Below are 18,558 nucleotides of genomic sequence, written 5' to 3'. Positions count from 1 at the left end.
CTGAAAATTGATTTTATGCTCTCTTGACAGGCAATATGGTACAGGTTAAATTCTTGCAGATTTGTATCGTAAAAATAATGGATCGCCTCAGTTTCAATCAAGGATCTAATTCGATATGTCACGCCTTAACCATCCAATCGCGACCTCCACGAGAGACGAGATGATTCGAGACTACATGGACTCAGCATTACAATACGCTGTCTATGACAAATTGGCTGATAATTCATTTTCTGGTGAAATTCCCAAATGCCCGGGTACGATTGCTTTTGGACAGACACTTGAAGCGTGCCGTCAGGAACTCAAAGCGGCACTTCAAGACTGGTTGATTTCCGCGTTGCGTCACGGGGATGACCTGCCTGTGATCAATGGCCTTGACCTTAATAGGCCTGAAAAAAATATGCCATGAATAGATGGTTGCCGTGTAAACGCAGGGCGTTTATCCGCAAACTTCAAGCACTCGGTTTTAATCCCCCTGAACCGGGTACGCGCCATTTTGTGATGCGTCTTGGTTCCCACAAACAGATTATTCCCCGCAACAATGAGTATTCCGTTCCGCAACTGAGAAAATTGCTCGCCCAGGTCGAAGACAAACTCGGACGCAGCATTTCCGCTGAAGAATGGCATAGCCTGTAAAGCTATCTTCACACTTCATCCTTCACATACACCGGACTCACCCATGCCTTCCCGCCATCGATTTGCGTTACGCGCACCCAATAGGGGTGACAGCCGGGATGCAACTGGTTTTCGGTATGAGTAAATGCGATGTCGCGTCCAATGCCTGTGGGATTGTATTCGAATACGACCTGCATATCAATGCCACCTGCATCGATTACAACCGGTCCTTTTGCGATTTCTGCAAGGCTCAGTGAATGTGACAAGACGGGTGTTCCAAATTTGATTGTTGCATCGGGTGGGGCATCCAGGGTTAATATGATGCCGTCTGCATCGCCGGTTGTTACCGATGTCCAGGTTACTGATTGGTCGCTGACAGATTGAATGCCTTCGGATGCGGAATCAAAGGCAAAACCTCTGGCGTCTGTGATTCGCCCTTTGTCTATTGTTACCTCGCCATCCCAGCGCACGAGTCGGTTGCGCGCTCGGATGCGCTGCCCGGACCACGCAATGCGTATGTCTGTTTGATGTCGGGGAATGGTTTGGGGATGTGTGTAGATGATTTCTGTGCCTCTGAAGATATCCACTTTTTCTATTGGTGCGGTGCCCCAAACACTGACGGCGATTTCGGGAGGTGTATTCGTTGATAGGTCCGATCCCATTGGTTGTCCACCTACGGTGACGTCTATGAGGATGCGCTGTCCACTGGTGCCGTAACACCGCCTTGTTTTTATCGCTTCCCAGATGCTTTCTCGCGTCAATTCTTTTGCATATACACATGTGATTCCGCCGTAAATGCCGAATGCGCCACTGCCCGGATGCGCGGCGCCCGGGCGGCCTTTGTGGTCGTCGCTGCCGCAGGTGAATCCGATGCGATAGCCTTTTTCAAGGGCTTCTTTTAAGAACCATTCAAATTCTCCCCATTCAGATAAAACCTCGACTACGGTCTCCAGGTTTGGATCGTGCCAGGTCAGGTTGGCATAGCGCCCGCCCACATGGGGGATTAGCAGCGCGTCTTTTCCCTTGAGTGCGCGGTAGAGGTCGGTTATGTGCTGGCAATCTGTTTCTATATCTGATTTGTCTTCGATGAGGACATGGCTGGAGCGGTGCAATGGTCCATCGTCGCCGGGATAATAGACGTTGTGATCGCCGCCTGAAGGTGTGTTGCCCGACCATTCCCAACCGACAAAGGCGACGAATTTGCCCGCAGTATTCTGTGTATTTGCCTGGTGTTTGATTTCATTCCAGATTACTTCTGTAATCTGAAAGTCATTTCCCTGATGTCCTGCAAAATCCATCCACGCTTTTTCGCGTGCAAAACGAAAGTAGGATGATACCGGATTGGTTCCCACTGTTTCTTCGCTTTGTCCGTGTAGATCCCCCCAAAAGGGTTGCGCGTCTTTGCGCGTTTCAATGCATATTAGTGGATTGCATTCTGCTTCAAAACCATTGTTTTCATCCTGGACCCGTACGCGATAAATGCCCGTTGTGGGGGCTGTCACATTTTCAAATCGCATAACGCCGCGATGCTCCGGCTGAAATACATAAGTTTCGGGTAATCCGTCCAGGCCATCGGCGTCGATTTTTATCGTGCCTATGTATTCCGCACACGGATTGCCCCAGATGTCTTCGGCTTTTATTCCGATCCAGGCCGCTTCTCCCGGCGTTGTTTCAGAGGGTCCCAGTACGACGAGGTTGTTGGGCGCACCGCTTATGATTGGTACTTTGGGGGATGGTACTTCTGTATATACCCAGGTGCCGCACCAGTCAACCGATACGCGAAATTCAAATGCATCTTTGCAAAAGGTTTGGGCGCGGCTGCCCGCACTTCCGCCAGATGTATCACCCAATATTAGTGTGACGGTGTCGCCTTCTGATAGCGAGTCGTCGAATACATCGATGGTCACGCAATATCGCCACGGTCGAATATAGCGCTGTCTGTCGAATACGGCTTTTAAGGTCGCCGGTCCCGTGGTCGAGACCGATGCATAAGCGGGTGCGGCGGGATCGTCAAACTGCGGTCGCTGCCAGTCGCTCACGTCGCGCCACGCGATTTTGATTACGCCGCCGTCGTCTATTCCGTATTTGCCCGCGTGATATACAATGCGCCATGTGCCCGTTTCTCCGGCGATAACCGCGCGGTCTGGATTGATTTCTGCCCAGCCGTAATATCTGCGAATTTGTTCCTCTGTCAGGTCGTGTTTTTCTATCATAAGGTCCTTTCATGATTGGGATGGGAGAATAGGCTTCAAAATAGCGAATCCAGTCGCATCTACAAGCACTTTTCCGAGTATTGGCGAAAGTAGGGGAATCTGAGTATATTTTGACGAGGGGTGAGACCGATGAATGAAGACCTTTTTTTAAAGCCTATATCGCAAGCCGAGCAGGAGATGGCAGACGCGCCTCTGGCTGAGCGCCTGCGTCCCCAGGTGCTGGACGATATTGTGGGGCAGGATCATCTCGTTGGACCGGGTGCGCCTCTTCGGGTGCTGATCGAGAGCGACCGCTTGCCGTCCATGATTTTCTGGGGACCACCGGGTTCGGGCAAGACAACACTGGCCCGGGTTATTGCCGGTACGACGCAGAGTCGGTTTGTGTCTTTTAGCGCGGTTACCGCGGGGATCAAAGAGGCGCGGGAGATTATTGCTCGGGCGCGAGAGGAACGGCGTTTGGGCAGGCGTACCATCTTTTTTGTGGATGAGATTCACCGTTTTAACAAGGCGCAGCAAGATGCTTTTCTGCCTCATGTGGAGAATGGTGTTATTACACTTATTGGTGCTACTACCGAGAATCCCTCTTTTGAGGTCAATTCAGCCCTGCTTTCACGCACGCGCGTTTTTGTGCTCAATTTGCTCGATACGTCGCATATTCGCCAGGTGCTGGACCGCGCAATTGCCGATTCGGAACACGGGTTTCCCGATTTGCAGATTGATGACCGGGCTTTAGATCTCATTGCCGAAACTGCGGAGGGCGATGCGCGTCGGTCTCTCAATGCGCTTGAAACCGTTGCTGCGGCTGTTGAGGCTACGGGTTGCGATCCCACGCCAGAAACGGTGCGGGAAATTCTCGGTCGCAAGGCTCATCTTTACGATAAGACTGGGGAAGAGCACTACAATATTATTTCGGCTTTTCACAAGAGTCTTCGCGGCAGCGATCCACAGGCCTCACTGTATTGGCTCGCGCGTATGATGACGTCGGGTGAGCATCCGCATTATATTTTGAGGCGTATGATTCGCTTTGCTTCTGAAGATGTGGGCGTTGCTGATCCGCGCGCTTTGCAAGTTGCCCTCAATGCCCGCGAGGCGTACGATTTTCTGGGCAGTCCCGAGGGCGATCTATCCATTGCTCAGGCGACGGTTTATCTCGCTACAGCCCCTAAGAGCAATGCCGTTTATGCCGCGTATAATAGCGCGCTTTCCGATGTTGAGAAACACCCCAATTTGCCCGTGCCTCTGCATATTCGCAATGCGCCGACAAAGCTTATGAAAGATCTCGATTACGGCAAGGGGTATCAATATGCACATGACGATCCGGATGGCTATATTGACCAGGAATATTTTCCCGATAATTTGAGAGGCCGCACCTATTATCATCCCACGGATCGGGGTTATGAAAAGCACATTCGCGCGCTTATGGATTGGTGGGATGAATTGAGAAAGAAAAAATCTTTTTGATAGAGCGCCCAAAAGTGCATCCATGCCGGTGTAAGGGCGAAGAGGTATGTCTTGACAATGTAGTGAGATTCCCGTAGTGTTGCGGGTGATCGTTTACGTATGTCTATTTGAAAGGAGGCAACATGATGGCTTTAATTTTCGCATTTACGACTAATAACATACCCGGTTCGCCTCCGGTGAGGTAGCTGCTTCGGTCATTCACTATCTGTCCGTCGCAGTTTTATCGTCCCTCCGGAGCCGCGGGTCTGGTATGTGTGGTGGTTTTTCGCCCGACATATTCATTCCCTGGAGGAGACGAACGGACATATGTATAATCCTGATTTTTGGGAAGTTCAATTAGATCAATCAGACTTGGAAATGATGCCGGATGATGTTGGCCTGTGGTACGAGTCGCCCGAAGACCAGAATTTGCGCTATAAACATGAAGATCGGGTTAGACGTCTCATTCCACAGATCGATACGCTCTTAAATCGATCGCTTACGCAAAGACAGTTTGAAGCTGCTGTTTTGTATTTCAAATACGGCAAAACTCAGCGGGAAATTTCAGAAATTATGGGTATTTCGCGCAGGGTGGTCAGCCAGCATCTGTTCGGTATTACGAGAAACGGAAAATCCATAGGCGGTGCTGTGAAGAAACTTCGCAAACTCTGCCGCAAACACGGCATTGCCATTACAAATTAAAAAACGCCTGAGTTTTATAGCTCAGGCGTTTTTGGTTGGAAAAGATTTACATAAAACTGCATCCATTCCAGTGTTTATGTAACCGGGCCAACGGGTTGGTGCGGTTTGCCGATATATTGGCATCCACCGCGCAAAACGCTTTCCGGAAGCGGAGTTGTGCATATCGAAAGGAGGTTTAAGATGAAAACTTTAACTTCGGAGGTGAACGCCTGATTTTCAGGCTGTGACCCTTCAGACGTTGGGCCAGGGACATTGTTCCTGGCCCTTTTTTGTCAGTTCTCCTGCTGGTTTGTCTTGATTTAGCAGGTATTCCTGTCTCGCCATCATTGTCAAAATACCCACCAGAAGACTGAGCAGGAGCACCAATCCCGCGGGCATAAATTTTCGCGTGCGGACAAATCGGCTCATAAAAATGCCCGTGAGCAATAGTCCGACTAATCCCCCGGTCAAAAATCCAACGGCGGGATCGGTCAGGCTTTGCCAGTATCCAATGAGTGCAGCAATACCGCAGAGTGCGCCTGCGAATAGGGATGCTGAACTCCCGGATTTTGCCTTCCCAATAATTCCTCCGACAATTAACAATATGCCGTAAATCGCCAGTACTACTTGTGCTATTTCAATCATGGTCAGTTCCTCACTCTCCAAAGTATCCTCGGCTTGCCCAGACTTTTTTTGCCAGTGCTTTGGCGCCATCGGACGGTTCGATTTCTCCCAGAATACTGCTCGGCGGTTGTCCCGGTTTTTTGCGCGTGGGATCGGGCGACCAATCATCGCGCTCGTATTTTTTTCTTGTGGCTTCATCGCGAAAATCGGGTACTTCCATCGGTGCCGAATCGCTGAGCGCTGATCGCCACGCTTGAATGCCCGCGATGCTCATGTCGATGCCGCGATACACATCGAGGTAGGGGTGCTCGCCCGTGCGAATCGCTTCGGCGAAATGGTAACTCGTGAAGAAATCGCCACCGCCGTGCCCGGCCTGTGTTGCGCGGTTGTGATGTACGGGAAAGTCCGGCCTGTAAACGGTTTCTACGGGTTCTCCTTTTCGCTTTTCCCACGGTTCTTTCCATATGCGTAGCCGATATTTATCGCCGTTTCGACAGTTTTCCATTACGCCCTTGTTGCCGTGGATTCTGACGTAATTGCCGTGCCCGCGCAACGCGCCGTGCAGAGATTTCATTACGGCGTCATTGTCCATCCGGCAGATGATCACGCCTGCCGTGTCCGCGCGGTTCATGTGCAGGGTTTTGGTCGTGTCGCCAAAATCGTAGGGGATGACAAATCCGTTCACTTTTACGGGGCGCGTGTCTGTGATGTACATTACGGGGGCAATCGAATGCGTGCAATAATAGGTCGAGGGTATCCAGTTGCGCCAGTGATTGCGCCCACAACTGCGCCCCAATTTTACTTCCGGTGGATCGGGATGTACGTACTCGCCTTCTCCGTATTTAAATTCCCCTACGTGTCCTTTCTGGTAGAGGCGCTTCATTTCCTGATTGTACGCCGTATAGGGATAATTTTCGGCAAACATATAAATTTTGCCACTGTTCTCTACCGCCCGCGCGAGTGCGACGCCTTCGCCCAATGTATGGCAGGCAGCGGTTTCGCTCATGACGTGTTTCCCTGCGTTCAGCGCTTCAACGGCAAAGGGCGCGTGTTCGTGAAAATAATTGGCGAGTACTACGGCATCCATATCGTGTTCCAAAAACGCCTGGTAGTCGGCATAAGTCGATACTCCGAGTGCTTTGCCTTCGGGTCTTAGTCGCTCTTCCCAGGTATCGCAAATTGCTACGAGTTCCATCCCCGTCGGTGTTGCCGCCCGCATAAATGATCGCCCGCGTCCCACGCCGACGACGCCCACGCGAATGGGTTTGTGTTTTTTGTTTTTTTGGGGCATCACGAGTTCTCCAGTTTTTGGTACAATAAAAACTCGGCCTATTGCCGAGTTTTTTGGGATTCAAATATAAAAGCGGATGTCTGGCACTGCGTCCATCAATCCGAGTTCTACACCATAAGCATAGAATTGCCTCAAGCCTTCCAGTTCTGTTTCGCCCAGGTCGTAGAGGATGTTTTTGGTGAGATATTCGGCATAAAACGCGGGCGATAGGGTGCGGGTTTCAGCGGCATAGTTTTTTGCGATGTTTGGGATGAGCGACTTGCTCTTTTCTTTGGCTTCGATCAGTTTGTCAATGTGATATGGCGTCAATGCATCGGGGCGGCCGGTCCAGCAGGCATAGACAAAAGGCAACCCTGTCATCTGCGTCCAAATTTCGCCCAGGTCCAGGATTCGATAGCGTTTGCGGGACAATGCCAGTGCGGGATCGCCTATCAGTAAGGCGGCATCGGCGCGTTTGAGCATTGCGTCTATATCTGGGGGATGAAAAAACACTTCTGGCTGACAGCCAAATTGCCGCGCCAGTACGATCTGCGACAGCACGACTGATGTGCGCGATCCGCGGTCCAGAGCCAGTGTTTGAATTTCTTCGGGTTCTTTGTTCAGTACAATAAATACGCTGCCAACAGGTCCGTTTGAAATAATGCCGACATTGGGTACAATCCGATAGGCATCACGTCCGCGTCCAATTTCTACAGCGGGGATCAATGCCACATCGGTTTCACCCAGGTGCAGCCGTTCGGCGCATCGCGAGGGCACGCCGTAGATCAGTTCAAAATCGCGATCAATCGCGCCCGTGCGCAGCACTTCAACCAGTGGCCGCGAGTTTAAATATGATACCACGCCCAAACGCACACGCATGCTACGTACCCCTAATTCAAAATCTCGTACCGGGTATTTCGCCTTACAGGCTCGTATCCCGCATCCCGAATGAGCCGCTGCATCTCTTGAAGTGTCATGGTATCCGTATGGCTCGTGCCCGCTGCACTGACTACATTTTCTTCCATCATTGTGCTGCCAAAATCGTTTACGCCGTATTTTAAGCTGACCTGTGCGACTTTGGCGCCCTGCGTTACCCACGATGCTTGAAAACTTTTGATATTGTCCAGAAACAGGCGCGCGATGGCGATGGTTCGCAAATAGTCAAATCCGGTGGCTTTTATGCCATTCCATCGCCCCTGGTCGTTGGCAAGGGCGGTGGAATCCGGCTGAAAATTCCATGCGATAAAAGCGGTGAATCCCCCTGTCTCATCCTGCAAATTGCGGATGTGTTCCAGGTGTTCTATTCGCTGTTCAATGGTCTCGACATGTCCATACATCATGGTCGCCGATGTGTGCATGTCCAATTCGTGTGCAATGCGATGAACAGCAAGCCATTCGTGGACGCGGTCTTTGCGAAAACCGATGATGTCGCGGACCTCGTCCGACAAAATTTCCGCACCAGCTCCCGGGATAGAATCCAGGCCGGCATCTTGCAAGCGGCGAATGCATATTTCGAGTGACATACGCGAAATATGCGCGATATAGATGATTTCCGTGGCGGACAAACAATGCTGATGGATTTGCGGATAGCGATTGCGTATTGAGGAAAAGAGGTCTTCGTAGTAATCCACGCGCAGTTTTGGATTCAATCCCCCTTGCATCAAAATTTCGCTGCCTTTTGGCACGTCGCCACCCACGGCAATGAGTTCGTCAATTTTTTCAAAGATCTGTTCTCTGGGCAATGTATAGCCTTCGTCGGATCCCGGCGGGCGATAAAATGCACAAAAATCGCATCTCACCCAGCACACATTCGTGTAATTGATATTTCGCCCGATATTATAAGTCACCTGGTCTTTGGGCCATTTGCGCCGCCGCACCACATCGGCCAATAAGCCCAATTCGGTTATATTGGGATGTGCAAACAAGCGCATGGCATCATCTGTGGAAATGCGCTCGTCGTTATATATTTTTTCAACAATGTCGTCGATCATGTCGTTTTCCATTTGGATAGGGAAGTTCACGAAAGCACTGGTATTTCACCTGGAATTCCTATAGGTGTTTCTTCGACAATTTCTCGCTCGGTCGATAGTACATTGTATAAATTATCCCGTTCGACGGGATCGCGTCCGGACTCTATGACGCGTTCGACCAGTTGCTTGCGGGTGAGTACCTGTCGCGTCTCTGAATATGAACGCCGCGTAATTTCGTATTCCTGAATTGTGCCGTCGATATCGTCTGCGCCATACCACAAAGCTACCTGTGAAATCTCAATGGTGTTCATAATCCAGAATGTTTTGATGTGTAAGAAATTGTCCAGCATCAATCGCCCCAGGGCAATTTCTCTTAAATCCGCGATGCCTGTCGGGCCGGACAAATGCTCTAATTCTGTGCGTTCGGGATGAAACGACAGGGGGATATATGTCAAAAAACCGCCGGTCTCGTCCTGTAATTCGCGCAATCGCACGAGATGATCGATGCGTTCTTGCGGGTTTTCAATATGACCATATAGCATTGTCGCATTGGTAGGCAGGCCGACTTCATGCGCTGTGCGCGCTACATCAAGCCATTCTTCGGAATCCGCTTTGGTCCAGAATAAATCTTCCTGTACGCGATCGCTAAATACTTCTGCACCCCCGCCGGGAATGGACGATACGCCGGCTGCTTTTAATTCGATCATGACGTCTTTCAATGGTTTTTTTGCAATGCGCGCAATCTGCACCCATTCAATTGCGGTAAATGCTTTTACCGCCACATCGGGACGCACATCTTTGACAGCGCGCACGATATCGAGATAATACGAGTAGGGGAGTTTGGGGTTGATGCCTGCGACCATGTGAATTTCAGAAATGGGCAGGTCGATGTATTGCAATACGCGCTTTTGAATATCTTCGGGCGATAATACGTAACCTCGCTCGTCTTTTGGTTTCACATAAAAGGAGCAAAATCGGCATAGCTTGTTGCAGACGTTGGTATAGTTGATGTGCTGATTCCGCACGTACCACGCCACATTGCCACACATGCGCTCGCGCGAGATATTGGCCAAATATCCCACGGCATTGAGGTCGGGCGTCTCGTAAAGCCGCATGCCATCTTCGGCAGAAAGTCGTTGTCCCAGGTTTACTTTTTCTTCAATGTCTCGAAGATCGTCGGGAATTATCGGTTTCACACTGTGCTCCTTAATACTGTTCTATGGCTTTTCGGTCAGCATCTCGCGGGCGTGTTGCAGGGTCAGTTCTGAAATTTCTTCGCCACCCATCATCAAAGCGAGTTCGCCAGCGCGTGCCTCTTCATCCAGCGGGATCACCCGGGTTACTGCACGTTGCTCAACCACTTCTTTTTTGACTGAAAAATGTCGATCAGCCATTTTTGCAATTTGTGGCAAATGCGTAATTGAAATGGTTTGATACGTTTCTGACAGGTCGCGCAATTTCTTGCCCACAACTTCTGCAATGCGTCCGGAAATTCCGATGTCGATTTCGTCAAAAATTAGCACTTGCACCGAATCGGTATGCGCCAGCACGGTTTTCATCGCCAGCATAATACGCGAGATTTCACCGCCCGACGCCACTTTTATCAGTGGGCGGATGGCTTCGCCCGGGTTGGTCGAAATAAAAAATTCGCCGCGCTCTATGCCCCGTGGTCCCGCTTCAAATCGCTGTCCATCGCATTCAATCAAGCCTTCGGGGTCTGGGCGCCGATCCAATTGGACATCAAATTGTACATCGGGCATACCGAGTTCGCGCAATGCGCGGCATATTGCTTTTGACAATTTGCCAGCGGCTTTGTGTCTTCCTTTTGACAATTTCTCACAACGATGTGCGAATGTCTGCATCGCATCGTCAATTTTAATCTGAATCGCTTTTAAGGATTCTTCGAGTTCGTCGGTTAGTTCCAGTTCTTTTTGGGCTTTTTTTTCGTAGGATAGCACATTTTCCAGATCGCCACCGTATTTTTTTTTCAGCGCGTTCAGGGTTTCTAATCGCTCTGTTACTTCTGATAGGCGTTGGGGATTGTGTTCTACGCGATTGGCATAATCGCCAAAGGCGCGGGCCAGTTCTTCTGCTCCATACCGCAGGCCATTGAGTTCTTCAGCTATAGGTTCCAAACTGTTGTCCATTTGTGAGGCCTCATCTAATAGATGCGCGCCTTCGCCGAGTTGGTCGGCCACAGACTGTTCGCCTTCATAAAGCACCTGTTCGATCTGATAGGCGATTTCGAGTAACCGTTCTGCATGTGAAAGTACGGACTGTTCGCGTTGCAGGCGTTCGTCTTCGCCAGGTTCCGGTTTTGTCGCATGGATTTCTTTGATCTGAAAGTCCAGCAATTCACGCCTTTCTCGCTGGCGCTGGGCAACGGCAGTTTTTTCTATCAGCCGATTTTGCAACCGCACCACCTGATGATATGAATGTTCGACCTGCGCACGTGCTGCGCGCAAGCCGCCAAAGCCATCTAAGAAGTCCAGATGCTGATCGGTATTCAGAAGCGATTGGTGGTCGTGTTGCCCGTGCAAATCGACCAGCGCGCGACCCAGTTCTCGCAGTGTCCGCACGGGAATAGACAGGCCATTGGCGTAGCACCGACTGCGCCCTTCTAATAGTACATCTCGCCGCAAAATCAGTTCACCATCTTCTGTCTCTATACCCATGGCATTCAGGAGTTTGAGAGCCGGATGTTGAAGGTAGAGTTCAAAAATGGCTTCTACCATACATTTTTTTTCACCCGTGCGGATGACATCGGGACTCGCTCGCATACCGAGTATCAGACCCAATGCGCCCACCAGGATGGACTTCCCTGCGCCGGTTTCGCCCGTAATGATATTTAACCCTTTACCAAAATCGACTTTCATGTCGTCGATCAGGGCGTAATTTATCACATGCAATTGAGACAACAAGGCGCAACTCCTTTACTCGTCTCGCCGATCCAGACTCCAGTCTAATTTGCGCTGCAACAGATCGTAAAAAGTCAACCCCTGCATATTGATAAAGCGCACGGGTTTGGAGGCTCGTTGTACAATAACGGGTTCTTCAGGAGAAAGCGAACAGACCGTGCGCCCATCTGTGGATAACATGATTTCATCAGACTGATCAGCTATCACCTTAACCGTTACCGATTGACCGTCCGGCATTACCATTGGGCGCAGTGATAGCGAATGCGGGCATATAGGCGTAGCGATCAGCACGGATAAATTTGGATGAACTATTGGGCCGCCCGAAGACAAACTGTATCCCGTGGATCCCGTAGGCGTTGCGAGAATCAATCCATTGCCGTAAAAGGAACTCACGGGCAGATTGTCAACCAGCATCACGACCTGGATCAGGCGTGCCTTGACACTGCGTTCAATTACGACTTCATTGAGTGCGAACGCTTTTTGTGTGCGGGTTTTTGCGTGTAGAGCAATGCGCTCTTCAACGGTATAATCGCCACATAATAACCGATCCAGACCATCGTCCAATTCGCGGGGTTCTGCGCCCGACAAAAATCCCAATCGCCCCAGGTTTACGCCCAAAATCGGCGTGCTATGTGGATAAACCACATCGGCCGCACGCAACAAGGTGCCATCGCCGCCCATCGCTACAATGATGTCAGCGCGTGTGGGTAACTGATTGACCGGACAAAGCCATTTGGAATCAGATGTGCAAATTTGCCGCAAGTTATCGGCGATCAGTACCTCTATGCCTCTTTGATGGATGCGCTGGGCTAATTGATCGACCGCAACGCCCATGCCGGGTTGGGTCGGGTTCGAAAACAAACCGATGGACTTCATTCGTCTGCAAACCCTTCGCCGTTGGAATCTATAGATACCAATTCAAATTCACCATCGCTATCGCGTATCAACACTTCAACCTGTTGCCGCGCATCTTCTAATAAACTGCGGCATTGATTGGATGCTTTTAGACCTTCTTCAAATACTTTTAGTGCCTCTGACAAAGGCAATGCACCTTCTTCTAAACGATCCACAGCCGTTTCCAATTGCTTCAAAGCATCTTCAAATGTGGATTCTTCTGTTTTATTTTCTGACATTGGATTTTACCTTTTTATTTTTTCTACCCGACAGGTTGCCTCGCCTTTTGCAAACCTAATGTGCAGTTGTTCAAGGGGTGTCAGGGTCCCTGCATCAGACACGACCGAACCATCTTCGCGCTGTACGAGGCCAAACCCCCGCGCGAGCACTGATAGGGGACTGAGTGATCCCAGTTTGCCGGTCATGCGGTGATAGTCGGCTAATCTGTTTTCGAATAGCCGCCTTATAAGCGCGTATAAATCGCGGTGTAATTCATCGACGTGTTGCGCGTTTTGAACGATCAAGTCGGACAACCGCCGCATGCCATAACTGCTTTCGTGCGTTTCTATAAGATCTTTATTTTTCTCTAACAATTGCTGTATGGCCTCCCGCGTGCGAAGTGTGAGCCGCCCGACTTGTTCGCGCACTTCTAAAACATCGCGTACGGCAATTTCTGCAGCAGCAGAAGGGGTTGGTGCGCGCACGTCAGCCGCTATATCTGATAGGGAGATGTCGATCTCGTGTCCTACGGCTGATATAACTGGAATCTCAGAATCCGCAATTGCCCGCACCACTGTCTCGTCGTTAAATGCAGCCAAATCCTCAGCCGAGCCGCCGCCGCGTCCAACGATCAATACATCTACTTTGCCAAAGTCATTGAAATCGGCAATGCTTTGAGCAAGTTCTTCTGGCGCGTCCAATCCCTGTACCTGCGAGGGACGCAAAACAATGCGGACAGCGGAAAATCGCCGTTTCAACACATTCAATATATCTCTAAAAGCTGCACCTGTCTGCGAAGTCACGACCCCAATGGTTCTGGGATATTCGGGTAGAGATCGTTTTCGATCCTCGTCAAAGAGGCCCTCTTCCGATAATTTTTTTTTCAGTTTTTCATAGGCGATTAGCTGTTGTCCCACGCCTGCGGGAAACAGTTGTGCCACATTAAATTGATATTCGCCCCGCCGTTCATACACCGTCAACTGCCCCTGTGCCAACACGGCCATCCCCGCTGTGGGGCGAAATCCGGTTATGGGACGAGAACGCCACATCACACAGCGCAATTGACTGTGCGGATCTGAGAGCGTGAAATACCGATGTCCGGATGAGGGCTGAGAGAAGGAGGTTAACTCACCAGCGACCCACATGGGCGGAAATTGCGTCTCAAGGGCTTGTTTGACCGCTTGTGTGACGTCCGATACCGAAAGCGGGTGTTCCACCTTATCCCTCCTCTAAATCGAGACACAACCGCTCGATGTGTCGCGCGCGTCCAGAGCATTCATCCACATCGATGAGCGCACCACAGAGTTTGACATCACCTGTGGCTGGCTCAAAACGCACGGGCATCTGGTTTATGAATCGGTGAATCGCAGGATCTTTTTTTGCGCCAATAACCGAATCATGAGGCCCTGTCATGCCGACATCTGTCATATACGCGGTTCCGCCAGGCAAGATCCCATTGTCGGCTGTTTGAACGTGGGTATGCGTGCCTAAAACCGCACTGACTTTGCCGTCCATATAGTGCCCCAAAGCAATTTTTTCTGAGGTCGCTTCGGCGTGGAAGTCGATGAGAATAATGGGCGTTTTCTTCTGTAGCTTCTCCACGGCGCATTGCCCCGTTCTAAAAGGACAGTCCAAAGCCATTTTCATATATGTTCGCCCAAGCAGGCTGATCACTGCAACCGATGCTCCGTTGCGCGCTGAAAAAACCGCTGCACCAATACCCCCAACCTCTTTGGGGAAATTGGCTGCACGCAAAATCCGGTCGCCCGTTTGAATATAGTCAACAGAATCTTTTTGATCCCAGACGTGATCGCCCAGGGTAATTACATCGGCGCCATAAGCGTGAAATTTTTGTCCGATTTTTGCAGTAATACCAAAACCGCCAGCAGAATTTTCGCCATTGACAACGCAGAAATCAATGGCGTGCTGTGCGATCAGTTGAGGAATCAAATGTGCGGCGGCCCGTCGCCCGGGTCTGCCATAGACATCGCCTACAAATAGAATTTTCATTCGCTATTTTTTATCGCGCAAAATTGATGGCGCGCACCTCGCGAATTACGGTCACCTTTATATGCCCCGGATATGTCATTGTTTTTTCCAGTCGTTCGGCAATTTGAGCAGATAATCGTTCGGTGTCTTCATCGCTGATTAACCCATAGTTGGCGACCACTCGAATTTCCTGACCCGCTTGAATGGCATAAACCGCATCTACTCCCTCTATTTCTCGGGCGGTTTGTTCCAAATGCTCCAATCGTCGTACGTAATTTTCCAACACCTCGCGCCTCGCACCCGGGCGAACCCTCGAGATGGCGTCTGCGGCATCGACCAGCACGGCAATTGGCGAGATCGGGTCAGCCTCGCCGTGGTGGGCTTCAATCGCGTTGATTACCTCGTCGTCTTCACCGTATTTTTTTGCCATATCAGCGCCATTTTGACCGGGTGTACCTTCAAATTCGTGGCTGATTCCCTGGCCAATATCGTGCAGGAGGCCAGCGCGTTTGGCAAGTTGTGCATCCAGCCCCAAATGCGTGGCCATCATCCCTGCTAAAAAAGCCACCTCTTTGCTGTGGTTTAACATATTTTGCCCATAGATCGTCCGAAATTTTAATCGACCAAGACATTCAGTCAGGCGATCATGCAAGCCGGGTAATCCCATGTCAAAGATGGCCTCTTCGCCCGCTTGTTGAATCAATTCGTGCATGTTTTCTCGCGATTTTTCAACTACTTCTTCAATCCGGCCCGGATGAATGCGCCCATCCATTAAAAGGTGCTCCAAAGCTGTCTTGGCAATCGCACGGCGAATGGGATCAAACCCGGACAGCACGACGGCTTTGGGGGTATCGTCAACAATCACATCCACGCCAGTACACATCTCGAAAGCTCGAATATTACGTCCTTCACGCCCGATAATTCGACCTTTCATTTCATCGGCTGGCAACTCGACAACTGTCACCGTTGATTCTACCGTGTAATCTACCGCCAGTCTTTGAATCGCGCTTGCGATAATTTCTCTCGCTTCATCATTGGCCCGCGCTTGTGCGTCTTCCCGAATTTCTTTTAAGCGCCAGGCAACTTCGCGCTGGGCTTCAGCCTCCAAATTTTCCATCAATTCGCGTTTGGCCTGCTGGCGAGTCAGGGCCGCAATGCGTTCTAATCGCGTATTTTGAGCCTCCAAAATTGCTTCCAATTCCAGTTCTTTTACGGTTAATTCATCCTGCTGCTGTACCAATTTTTGTTCCAATTCTTCCATTTGTCCAGCTTTGTGGTTGAGGAGATCTGCACGTCGATTCAACTCGCTCGACCTACGATCTAATTCTTCTTCTTGGTGTGCCACTTCATTGTTGCGGTCTTCCAGCGCTTTTTCGGCCTGTACGCGCTCGTGATAAATCTGATCCTTAGCTTCTAAAAGCGCGGTGCGTTTTTCCGTTTCTGATTCTCTTCGAGCATCTTCCAAAATTTGTTCGATTGAGGCTTCGGTGCGGTAAAATCTCTTGTGGAAAACTTTACTGCTGATCAGCCATCCCACAACAAATCCCAGCACCAATAGCCCGGTAGATAGCGCAATCACAGATACAATTTCCATGACTTTCTCCAATGTGGTATTATATTAATTATATTAAAAGAAATCCCCACCGCGCTTGTGCTCATTTTCAGGACAAACGCGACGGGGTTCACAATCCCGTGAGATAGCTTGTCTCACACTCGCATTGTGCTATTTACTCACTTTGTTCGTGAGCTAAAAGTTACCGAGTCTGCGAGTTGATCGGCTTTCTCGCGTGAAAGCCGATCCATCCGGCGACTTTCTTTCTCGATCTTAAAAAGCTCATCAGCCAAATTCACAGCCGTTAATACGGCTACTGTCGATCTGTTGCGCAGTGCAAGAGCACTGGCTATTTCGCGCATTTTCTGATCGATATAACTCGCCACCTCGCGGATATGTTCGGGGTCAGCATCGCTGGCAATGCGATATTCTGAGCCAAATATCTGAACGCGCACGTCGGACAAACCAGACATCACTCATTTTTTTCGGGGTTTAAGGAATTGAGGCGTTGCAACATCGTCTCGACCTTATCCAGGATTTCCGCCTTATTGTCTATCAGAAGCATATTGTCGTTGTAAATGTTTTGCAGCTGATCTCGTTCGTTACACAGAGCCACCCGTTCTTCTTCGAGTCGCGATATATCTGACTGCAATGCACGACTCTGTTGCTTCAATTCGGCATTTTCACGACGCAAATCTTCAATGGTTGCAACGGCGTTGTTAATTGCTTCAACGAGCCGATCCACTCCCTCCGCCACTGCCCCGGCGTTAATATCCATCAGGACCACTTCTTCATCCACTTCTTCTTCAGCGTCTTCGGCTACCTCAGCGCTACCTTCCATCTCTTCTACTTCTACTTCTTCGGCCTCTTCGTTTGCCCCAGCGTATTCATCCACTTCTTCATCCACTTCTTCATCCACTTCCCCTTCTTCTTTCACATTTCTTGTCCAGGGATTCATATCCATGTCTGCTCCTTGAAAGGAATCAAAAGCTATTGAATATAAAGGCAATTTAACACCATCTTACACGAAAGTCAAGCTCGCCCCACGAGGATTTGGCCCTCATGCAAAAAGCGAAATCCACACGGTGCCGGATTTCGCTTTTTGGGATTCATGAGATACTCAGGCGTTTTGCTTAACCCTTTCGGCCAGGGCGGCAAATGCATTGGCGTCAGTTACGGCCAGATTGGCCAATACTTTGCGGTTGATATCGATGCCATCCCGCTTTAAACCCGCCATAAATCGGCTGTAAGTCAATCCGTGTTGTCTGGCAGCCGCATTGATTCGGGTAATCCACAATGCTCTGAAGTTTCTTTTCTTTTGCCTGCGATCGCGATAGGCGTATTGCAAGGCGCGATCCACAGCATTGTTGGCTGTGCGTAGCAGTTTGCTGCGCCCACCCCGATAGCCCCTGGCCTGTTTTAAAATTTTTTTTCGCCTGCGTCTCGATGCAGGACTATTGGTTACTCTCGGCATTTTAATCTCCAATGAACAGTGATCATCAACCCCTGTCAAGACGCCAGCAGACGATTGACTCGGCTTTGGTCAGTGGCGTGAACATGCGCAGTTTGACGGAGACCTCTTTTGCGTTTGCTCGTCTTTTTGGTCAGGTTGTGCGCTGCAGTGGCCTGGCGACGGCTGATTTTGCCAGAACTGTGCTTTTTGAAACGCTTTTTGGCACCGCTATGGGTTTTCATTTTGGGCACGACAAACTCCTTTGAGAACAACGTCACAGATTATTTGAAGCAGACTATTACTGAGATTTTGGCGCGACAATCATCACGAGCTTTCGCCCCTCGTCGCGGGGGTGCGTTTCGATCTGTCCAACATGTTGCAAATCGTCTTCAATGCGCTGCAATAAGTCGCGGCCCATATCGCGATGTGCATTTTCCCGTCCAAAGAATTCAATAACCATCCGCACTTTATGGCGCTGGGTCAAAAATTTCTCAGCATGCCTGATCTTAAATTGATAATCGTGATCGCTGATTCGAACACGCATCCGAATTTCTTTTAATTGCGAGGCACTCTGACGATTTTTTCTGGCTTTTTTCCCGCGTTCATACCTGTATTTACCGTAGTCCATAATCCGGCAAACAGGTGGACGTGCATTTGGCGCAACTTCGACCAGATCAAGCCCGGCCCCCTGAGCCATTGTCACGGCTTTGCTCGTTTCTACAA

At 50.1% G+C, this 18,558-nt stretch carries 21 protein-coding genes; 4 read left to right on the top strand and 17 right to left on the bottom strand.

The annotated features are described in order from the left end of the window. Positions 1 to 160: 160 nt before the first annotated feature. A complete protein-coding gene (locus OXH16_08230) occupies positions 161 to 406 on the top strand; it encodes a type II toxin-antitoxin system HicB family antitoxin (GenBank protein ID MCY3681371.1) in 246 nt (81 codons plus the stop codon). Next, positions 403 to 633, top strand: coding sequence for a type II toxin-antitoxin system HicA family toxin (locus OXH16_08225; protein MCY3681370.1), 231 nt, complete (start codon positions 403 to 405; stop codon positions 631 to 633). The genes OXH16_08230 and OXH16_08225 overlap by 4 nt, the downstream gene beginning before the upstream one ends. Positions 634 to 641: 8 nt before the next feature. On the opposite strand, the gene OXH16_08220 is transcribed toward OXH16_08225, so the two are convergent. Beyond that, positions 642 to 2,825 carry a DUF3604 domain-containing protein gene (locus OXH16_08220; protein ID MCY3681369.1) on the bottom strand — a complete coding sequence of 728 codons (2,184 nt, stop codon included), beginning with the start codon at positions 2,823 to 2,825 and terminating at the stop codon, positions 642 to 644. A gap of 129 nt (positions 2,826 to 2,954) precedes the next feature. Here OXH16_08220 and OXH16_08215 point away from each other — a divergent pair, with 129 nt between their 5' ends. Together OXH16_08215 and OXH16_08210 are read left to right on the top strand one after the other, a co-directional pair. Continuing rightward, positions 2,955 to 4,286 (top strand): replication-associated recombination protein A, encoded by a 1,332-nt coding sequence (locus tag OXH16_08215; GenBank protein MCY3681368.1) that lies wholly within the window; start codon positions 2,955 to 2,957, stop codon positions 4,284 to 4,286. A 306-nt stretch (positions 4,287 to 4,592) separates the two neighbouring features. Then, the gene (locus OXH16_08210) at positions 4,593 to 4,967 is read left to right on the top strand and encodes a hypothetical protein (GenBank protein ID MCY3681367.1); all 375 of its coding nucleotides are present in this window, start codon (positions 4,593 to 4,595) and stop codon (positions 4,965 to 4,967) included. 231 nt (positions 4,968 to 5,198) lie between these two features. On the opposite strand, the gene OXH16_08205 is transcribed toward OXH16_08210, so the two are convergent. The 16 genes from OXH16_08205 to infC all read right to left on the bottom strand — a co-directional run. Continuing rightward, positions 5,199 to 5,591 (bottom strand): TMEM14 family protein, encoded by a 393-nt coding sequence (locus OXH16_08205; GenBank protein ID MCY3681366.1) that lies wholly within the window; start codon positions 5,589 to 5,591, stop codon positions 5,199 to 5,201. A gap of 10 nt (positions 5,592 to 5,601) precedes the next feature. Next, a complete protein-coding gene (locus tag OXH16_08200; protein MCY3681365.1) occupies positions 5,602 to 6,861 on the bottom strand; it encodes a Gfo/Idh/MocA family oxidoreductase in 1,260 nt (419 codons plus the stop codon). A 60-nt stretch (positions 6,862 to 6,921) separates the two neighbouring features. Next, a complete protein-coding gene (locus OXH16_08195; protein MCY3681364.1) occupies positions 6,922 to 7,719 on the bottom strand; it encodes a menaquinone biosynthesis protein in 798 nt (265 codons plus the stop codon). 11 nt (positions 7,720 to 7,730) lie between these two features. After that, complete coding sequence (gene mqnC, locus OXH16_08190; protein MCY3681363.1) at positions 7,731 to 8,831, bottom strand: dehypoxanthine futalosine cyclase; 1,101 nt, start codon at positions 8,829 to 8,831, stop codon at positions 7,731 to 7,733. A 26-nt stretch (positions 8,832 to 8,857) separates the two neighbouring features. Next, positions 8,858 to 10,006 carry an aminofutalosine synthase MqnE gene (mqnE, locus tag OXH16_08185; GenBank protein MCY3681362.1) on the bottom strand — a complete coding sequence of 383 codons (1,149 nt, stop codon included), beginning with the start codon at positions 10,004 to 10,006 and terminating at the stop codon, positions 8,858 to 8,860. 21 nt (positions 10,007 to 10,027) lie between these two features. Beyond that, positions 10,028 to 11,731 (bottom strand): DNA repair protein RecN, encoded by a 1,704-nt coding sequence (gene recN / locus OXH16_08180; GenBank protein ID MCY3681361.1) that lies wholly within the window; start codon positions 11,729 to 11,731, stop codon positions 10,028 to 10,030. A 12-nt stretch (positions 11,732 to 11,743) separates the two neighbouring features. Next, a complete protein-coding gene (locus tag OXH16_08175) occupies positions 11,744 to 12,604 on the bottom strand; it encodes an NAD(+)/NADH kinase (GenBank protein MCY3681360.1) in 861 nt (286 codons plus the stop codon). Next, positions 12,601 to 12,861, bottom strand: coding sequence for an exodeoxyribonuclease VII small subunit (xseB, locus tag OXH16_08170; protein ID MCY3681359.1), 261 nt, complete (start codon positions 12,859 to 12,861; stop codon positions 12,601 to 12,603). The genes OXH16_08175 and xseB overlap by 4 nt, the downstream gene beginning before the upstream one ends. A 6-nt stretch (positions 12,862 to 12,867) precedes the next feature. Next, entirely contained in the window at positions 12,868 to 14,058 is a 1,191-nt protein-coding gene (gene xseA, locus OXH16_08165; GenBank protein MCY3681358.1) for an exodeoxyribonuclease VII large subunit, read from the bottom strand. Between the two features lies 1 nt (position 14,059). Then, positions 14,060 to 14,851, bottom strand: coding sequence for a TIGR00282 family metallophosphoesterase (locus OXH16_08160; protein MCY3681357.1), 792 nt, complete (start codon positions 14,849 to 14,851; stop codon positions 14,060 to 14,062). Between the two features lie 10 nt (positions 14,852 to 14,861). Next, the gene (gene rny / locus OXH16_08155; protein ID MCY3681356.1) at positions 14,862 to 16,424 is read right to left on the bottom strand and encodes a ribonuclease Y; all 1,563 of its coding nucleotides are present in this window, start codon (positions 16,422 to 16,424) and stop codon (positions 14,862 to 14,864) included. 137 nt (positions 16,425 to 16,561) lie between these two features. Continuing rightward, a complete protein-coding gene (locus tag OXH16_08150; GenBank protein ID MCY3681355.1) occupies positions 16,562 to 16,855 on the bottom strand; it encodes a cell division protein ZapA in 294 nt (97 codons plus the stop codon). After that, positions 16,855 to 17,340 carry a cell division protein ZapB gene (locus OXH16_08145; protein ID MCY3681354.1) on the bottom strand — a complete coding sequence of 162 codons (486 nt, stop codon included), beginning with the start codon at positions 17,338 to 17,340 and terminating at the stop codon, positions 16,855 to 16,857. Before OXH16_08145 ends, OXH16_08150 begins: the two co-directional genes overlap by 1 nt. A 162-nt stretch (positions 17,341 to 17,502) precedes the next feature. Further along, positions 17,503 to 17,856 carry a 50S ribosomal protein L20 gene (gene rplT, locus OXH16_08140; protein MCY3681353.1) on the bottom strand — a complete coding sequence of 118 codons (354 nt, stop codon included), beginning with the start codon at positions 17,854 to 17,856 and terminating at the stop codon, positions 17,503 to 17,505. A gap of 35 nt (positions 17,857 to 17,891) precedes the next feature. Continuing rightward, a complete protein-coding gene (gene rpmI / locus OXH16_08135) occupies positions 17,892 to 18,086 on the bottom strand; it encodes a 50S ribosomal protein L35 (GenBank protein MCY3681352.1) in 195 nt (64 codons plus the stop codon). A 47-nt stretch (positions 18,087 to 18,133) separates the two neighbouring features. After that, the coding region (gene infC / locus OXH16_08130; protein ID MCY3681351.1) for a translation initiation factor IF-3 at positions 18,134 to 18,558 on the bottom strand (425 nt) is incomplete at its 5' end.

The sequence above is a fragment of the Gemmatimonadota bacterium genome, from assembly GCA_026705765.1.
Classification (GTDB): domain Bacteria; phylum Latescibacterota; class UBA2968; order UBA2968; family UBA2968; genus VXRD01.
Note: the sequence above shows the minus strand (reverse complement) of the source record. Positions and strands in the feature narration are given on the sequence as shown.

Bases quoted from the DNA above. Each gene is read 5' to 3' on its own strand.
- OXH16_08200 (MCY3681365.1), bottom strand. From the start codon at position 6,861: ATGCCCCAAAAAAACAAAAAACACAAACCCATTCGCGTGGGCGTCGTC.
- mqnC (MCY3681363.1), bottom strand. From the start codon at position 8,831: ATGATCGACGACATTGTTGAAAAAATATATAACGACGAGCGCATTTCC.
- OXH16_08215 (MCY3681368.1), top strand. From the start codon at position 2,955: ATGAATGAAGACCTTTTTTTAAAGCCTATATCGCAAGCCGAGCAGGAG.
- OXH16_08145 (MCY3681354.1), bottom strand. From the start codon at position 17,340: ATGAATCCCTGGACAAGAAATGTGAAAGAAGAAGGGGAAGTGGATGAA.
- xseB (MCY3681359.1), bottom strand. From the start codon at position 12,861: ATGTCAGAAAATAAAACAGAAGAATCCACATTTGAAGATGCTTTGAAG.
- OXH16_08160 (MCY3681357.1), bottom strand. From the start codon at position 14,851: ATGAAAATTCTATTTGTAGGCGATGTCTATGGCAGACCCGGGCGACGG.
- rny (MCY3681356.1), bottom strand. From the start codon at position 16,424: ATGGAAATTGTATCTGTGATTGCGCTATCTACCGGGCTATTGGTGCTG.
- OXH16_08225 (MCY3681370.1), top strand. From the start codon at position 403: ATGAATAGATGGTTGCCGTGTAAACGCAGGGCGTTTATCCGCAAACTT.
- OXH16_08175 (MCY3681360.1), bottom strand. From the start codon at position 12,604: ATGAAGTCCATCGGTTTGTTTTCGAACCCGACCCAACCCGGCATGGGC.
- OXH16_08230 (MCY3681371.1), top strand. From the start codon at position 161: ATGATTCGAGACTACATGGACTCAGCATTACAATACGCTGTCTATGAC.
- rplT (MCY3681353.1), bottom strand. From the start codon at position 17,856: ATGCCGAGAGTAACCAATAGTCCTGCATCGAGACGCAGGCGAAAAAAA.
- OXH16_08210 (MCY3681367.1), top strand. From the start codon at position 4,593: ATGTATAATCCTGATTTTTGGGAAGTTCAATTAGATCAATCAGACTTG.
- OXH16_08195 (MCY3681364.1), bottom strand. From the start codon at position 7,719: ATGCGTGTGCGTTTGGGCGTGGTATCATATTTAAACTCGCGGCCACTG.
- OXH16_08220 (MCY3681369.1), bottom strand. From the start codon at position 2,825: ATGATAGAAAAACACGACCTGACAGAGGAACAAATTCGCAGATATTAC.
- OXH16_08205 (MCY3681366.1), bottom strand. From the start codon at position 5,591: ATGATTGAAATAGCACAAGTAGTACTGGCGATTTACGGCATATTGTTA.
- OXH16_08150 (MCY3681355.1), bottom strand. From the start codon at position 16,855: ATGTCTGGTTTGTCCGACGTGCGCGTTCAGATATTTGGCTCAGAATAT.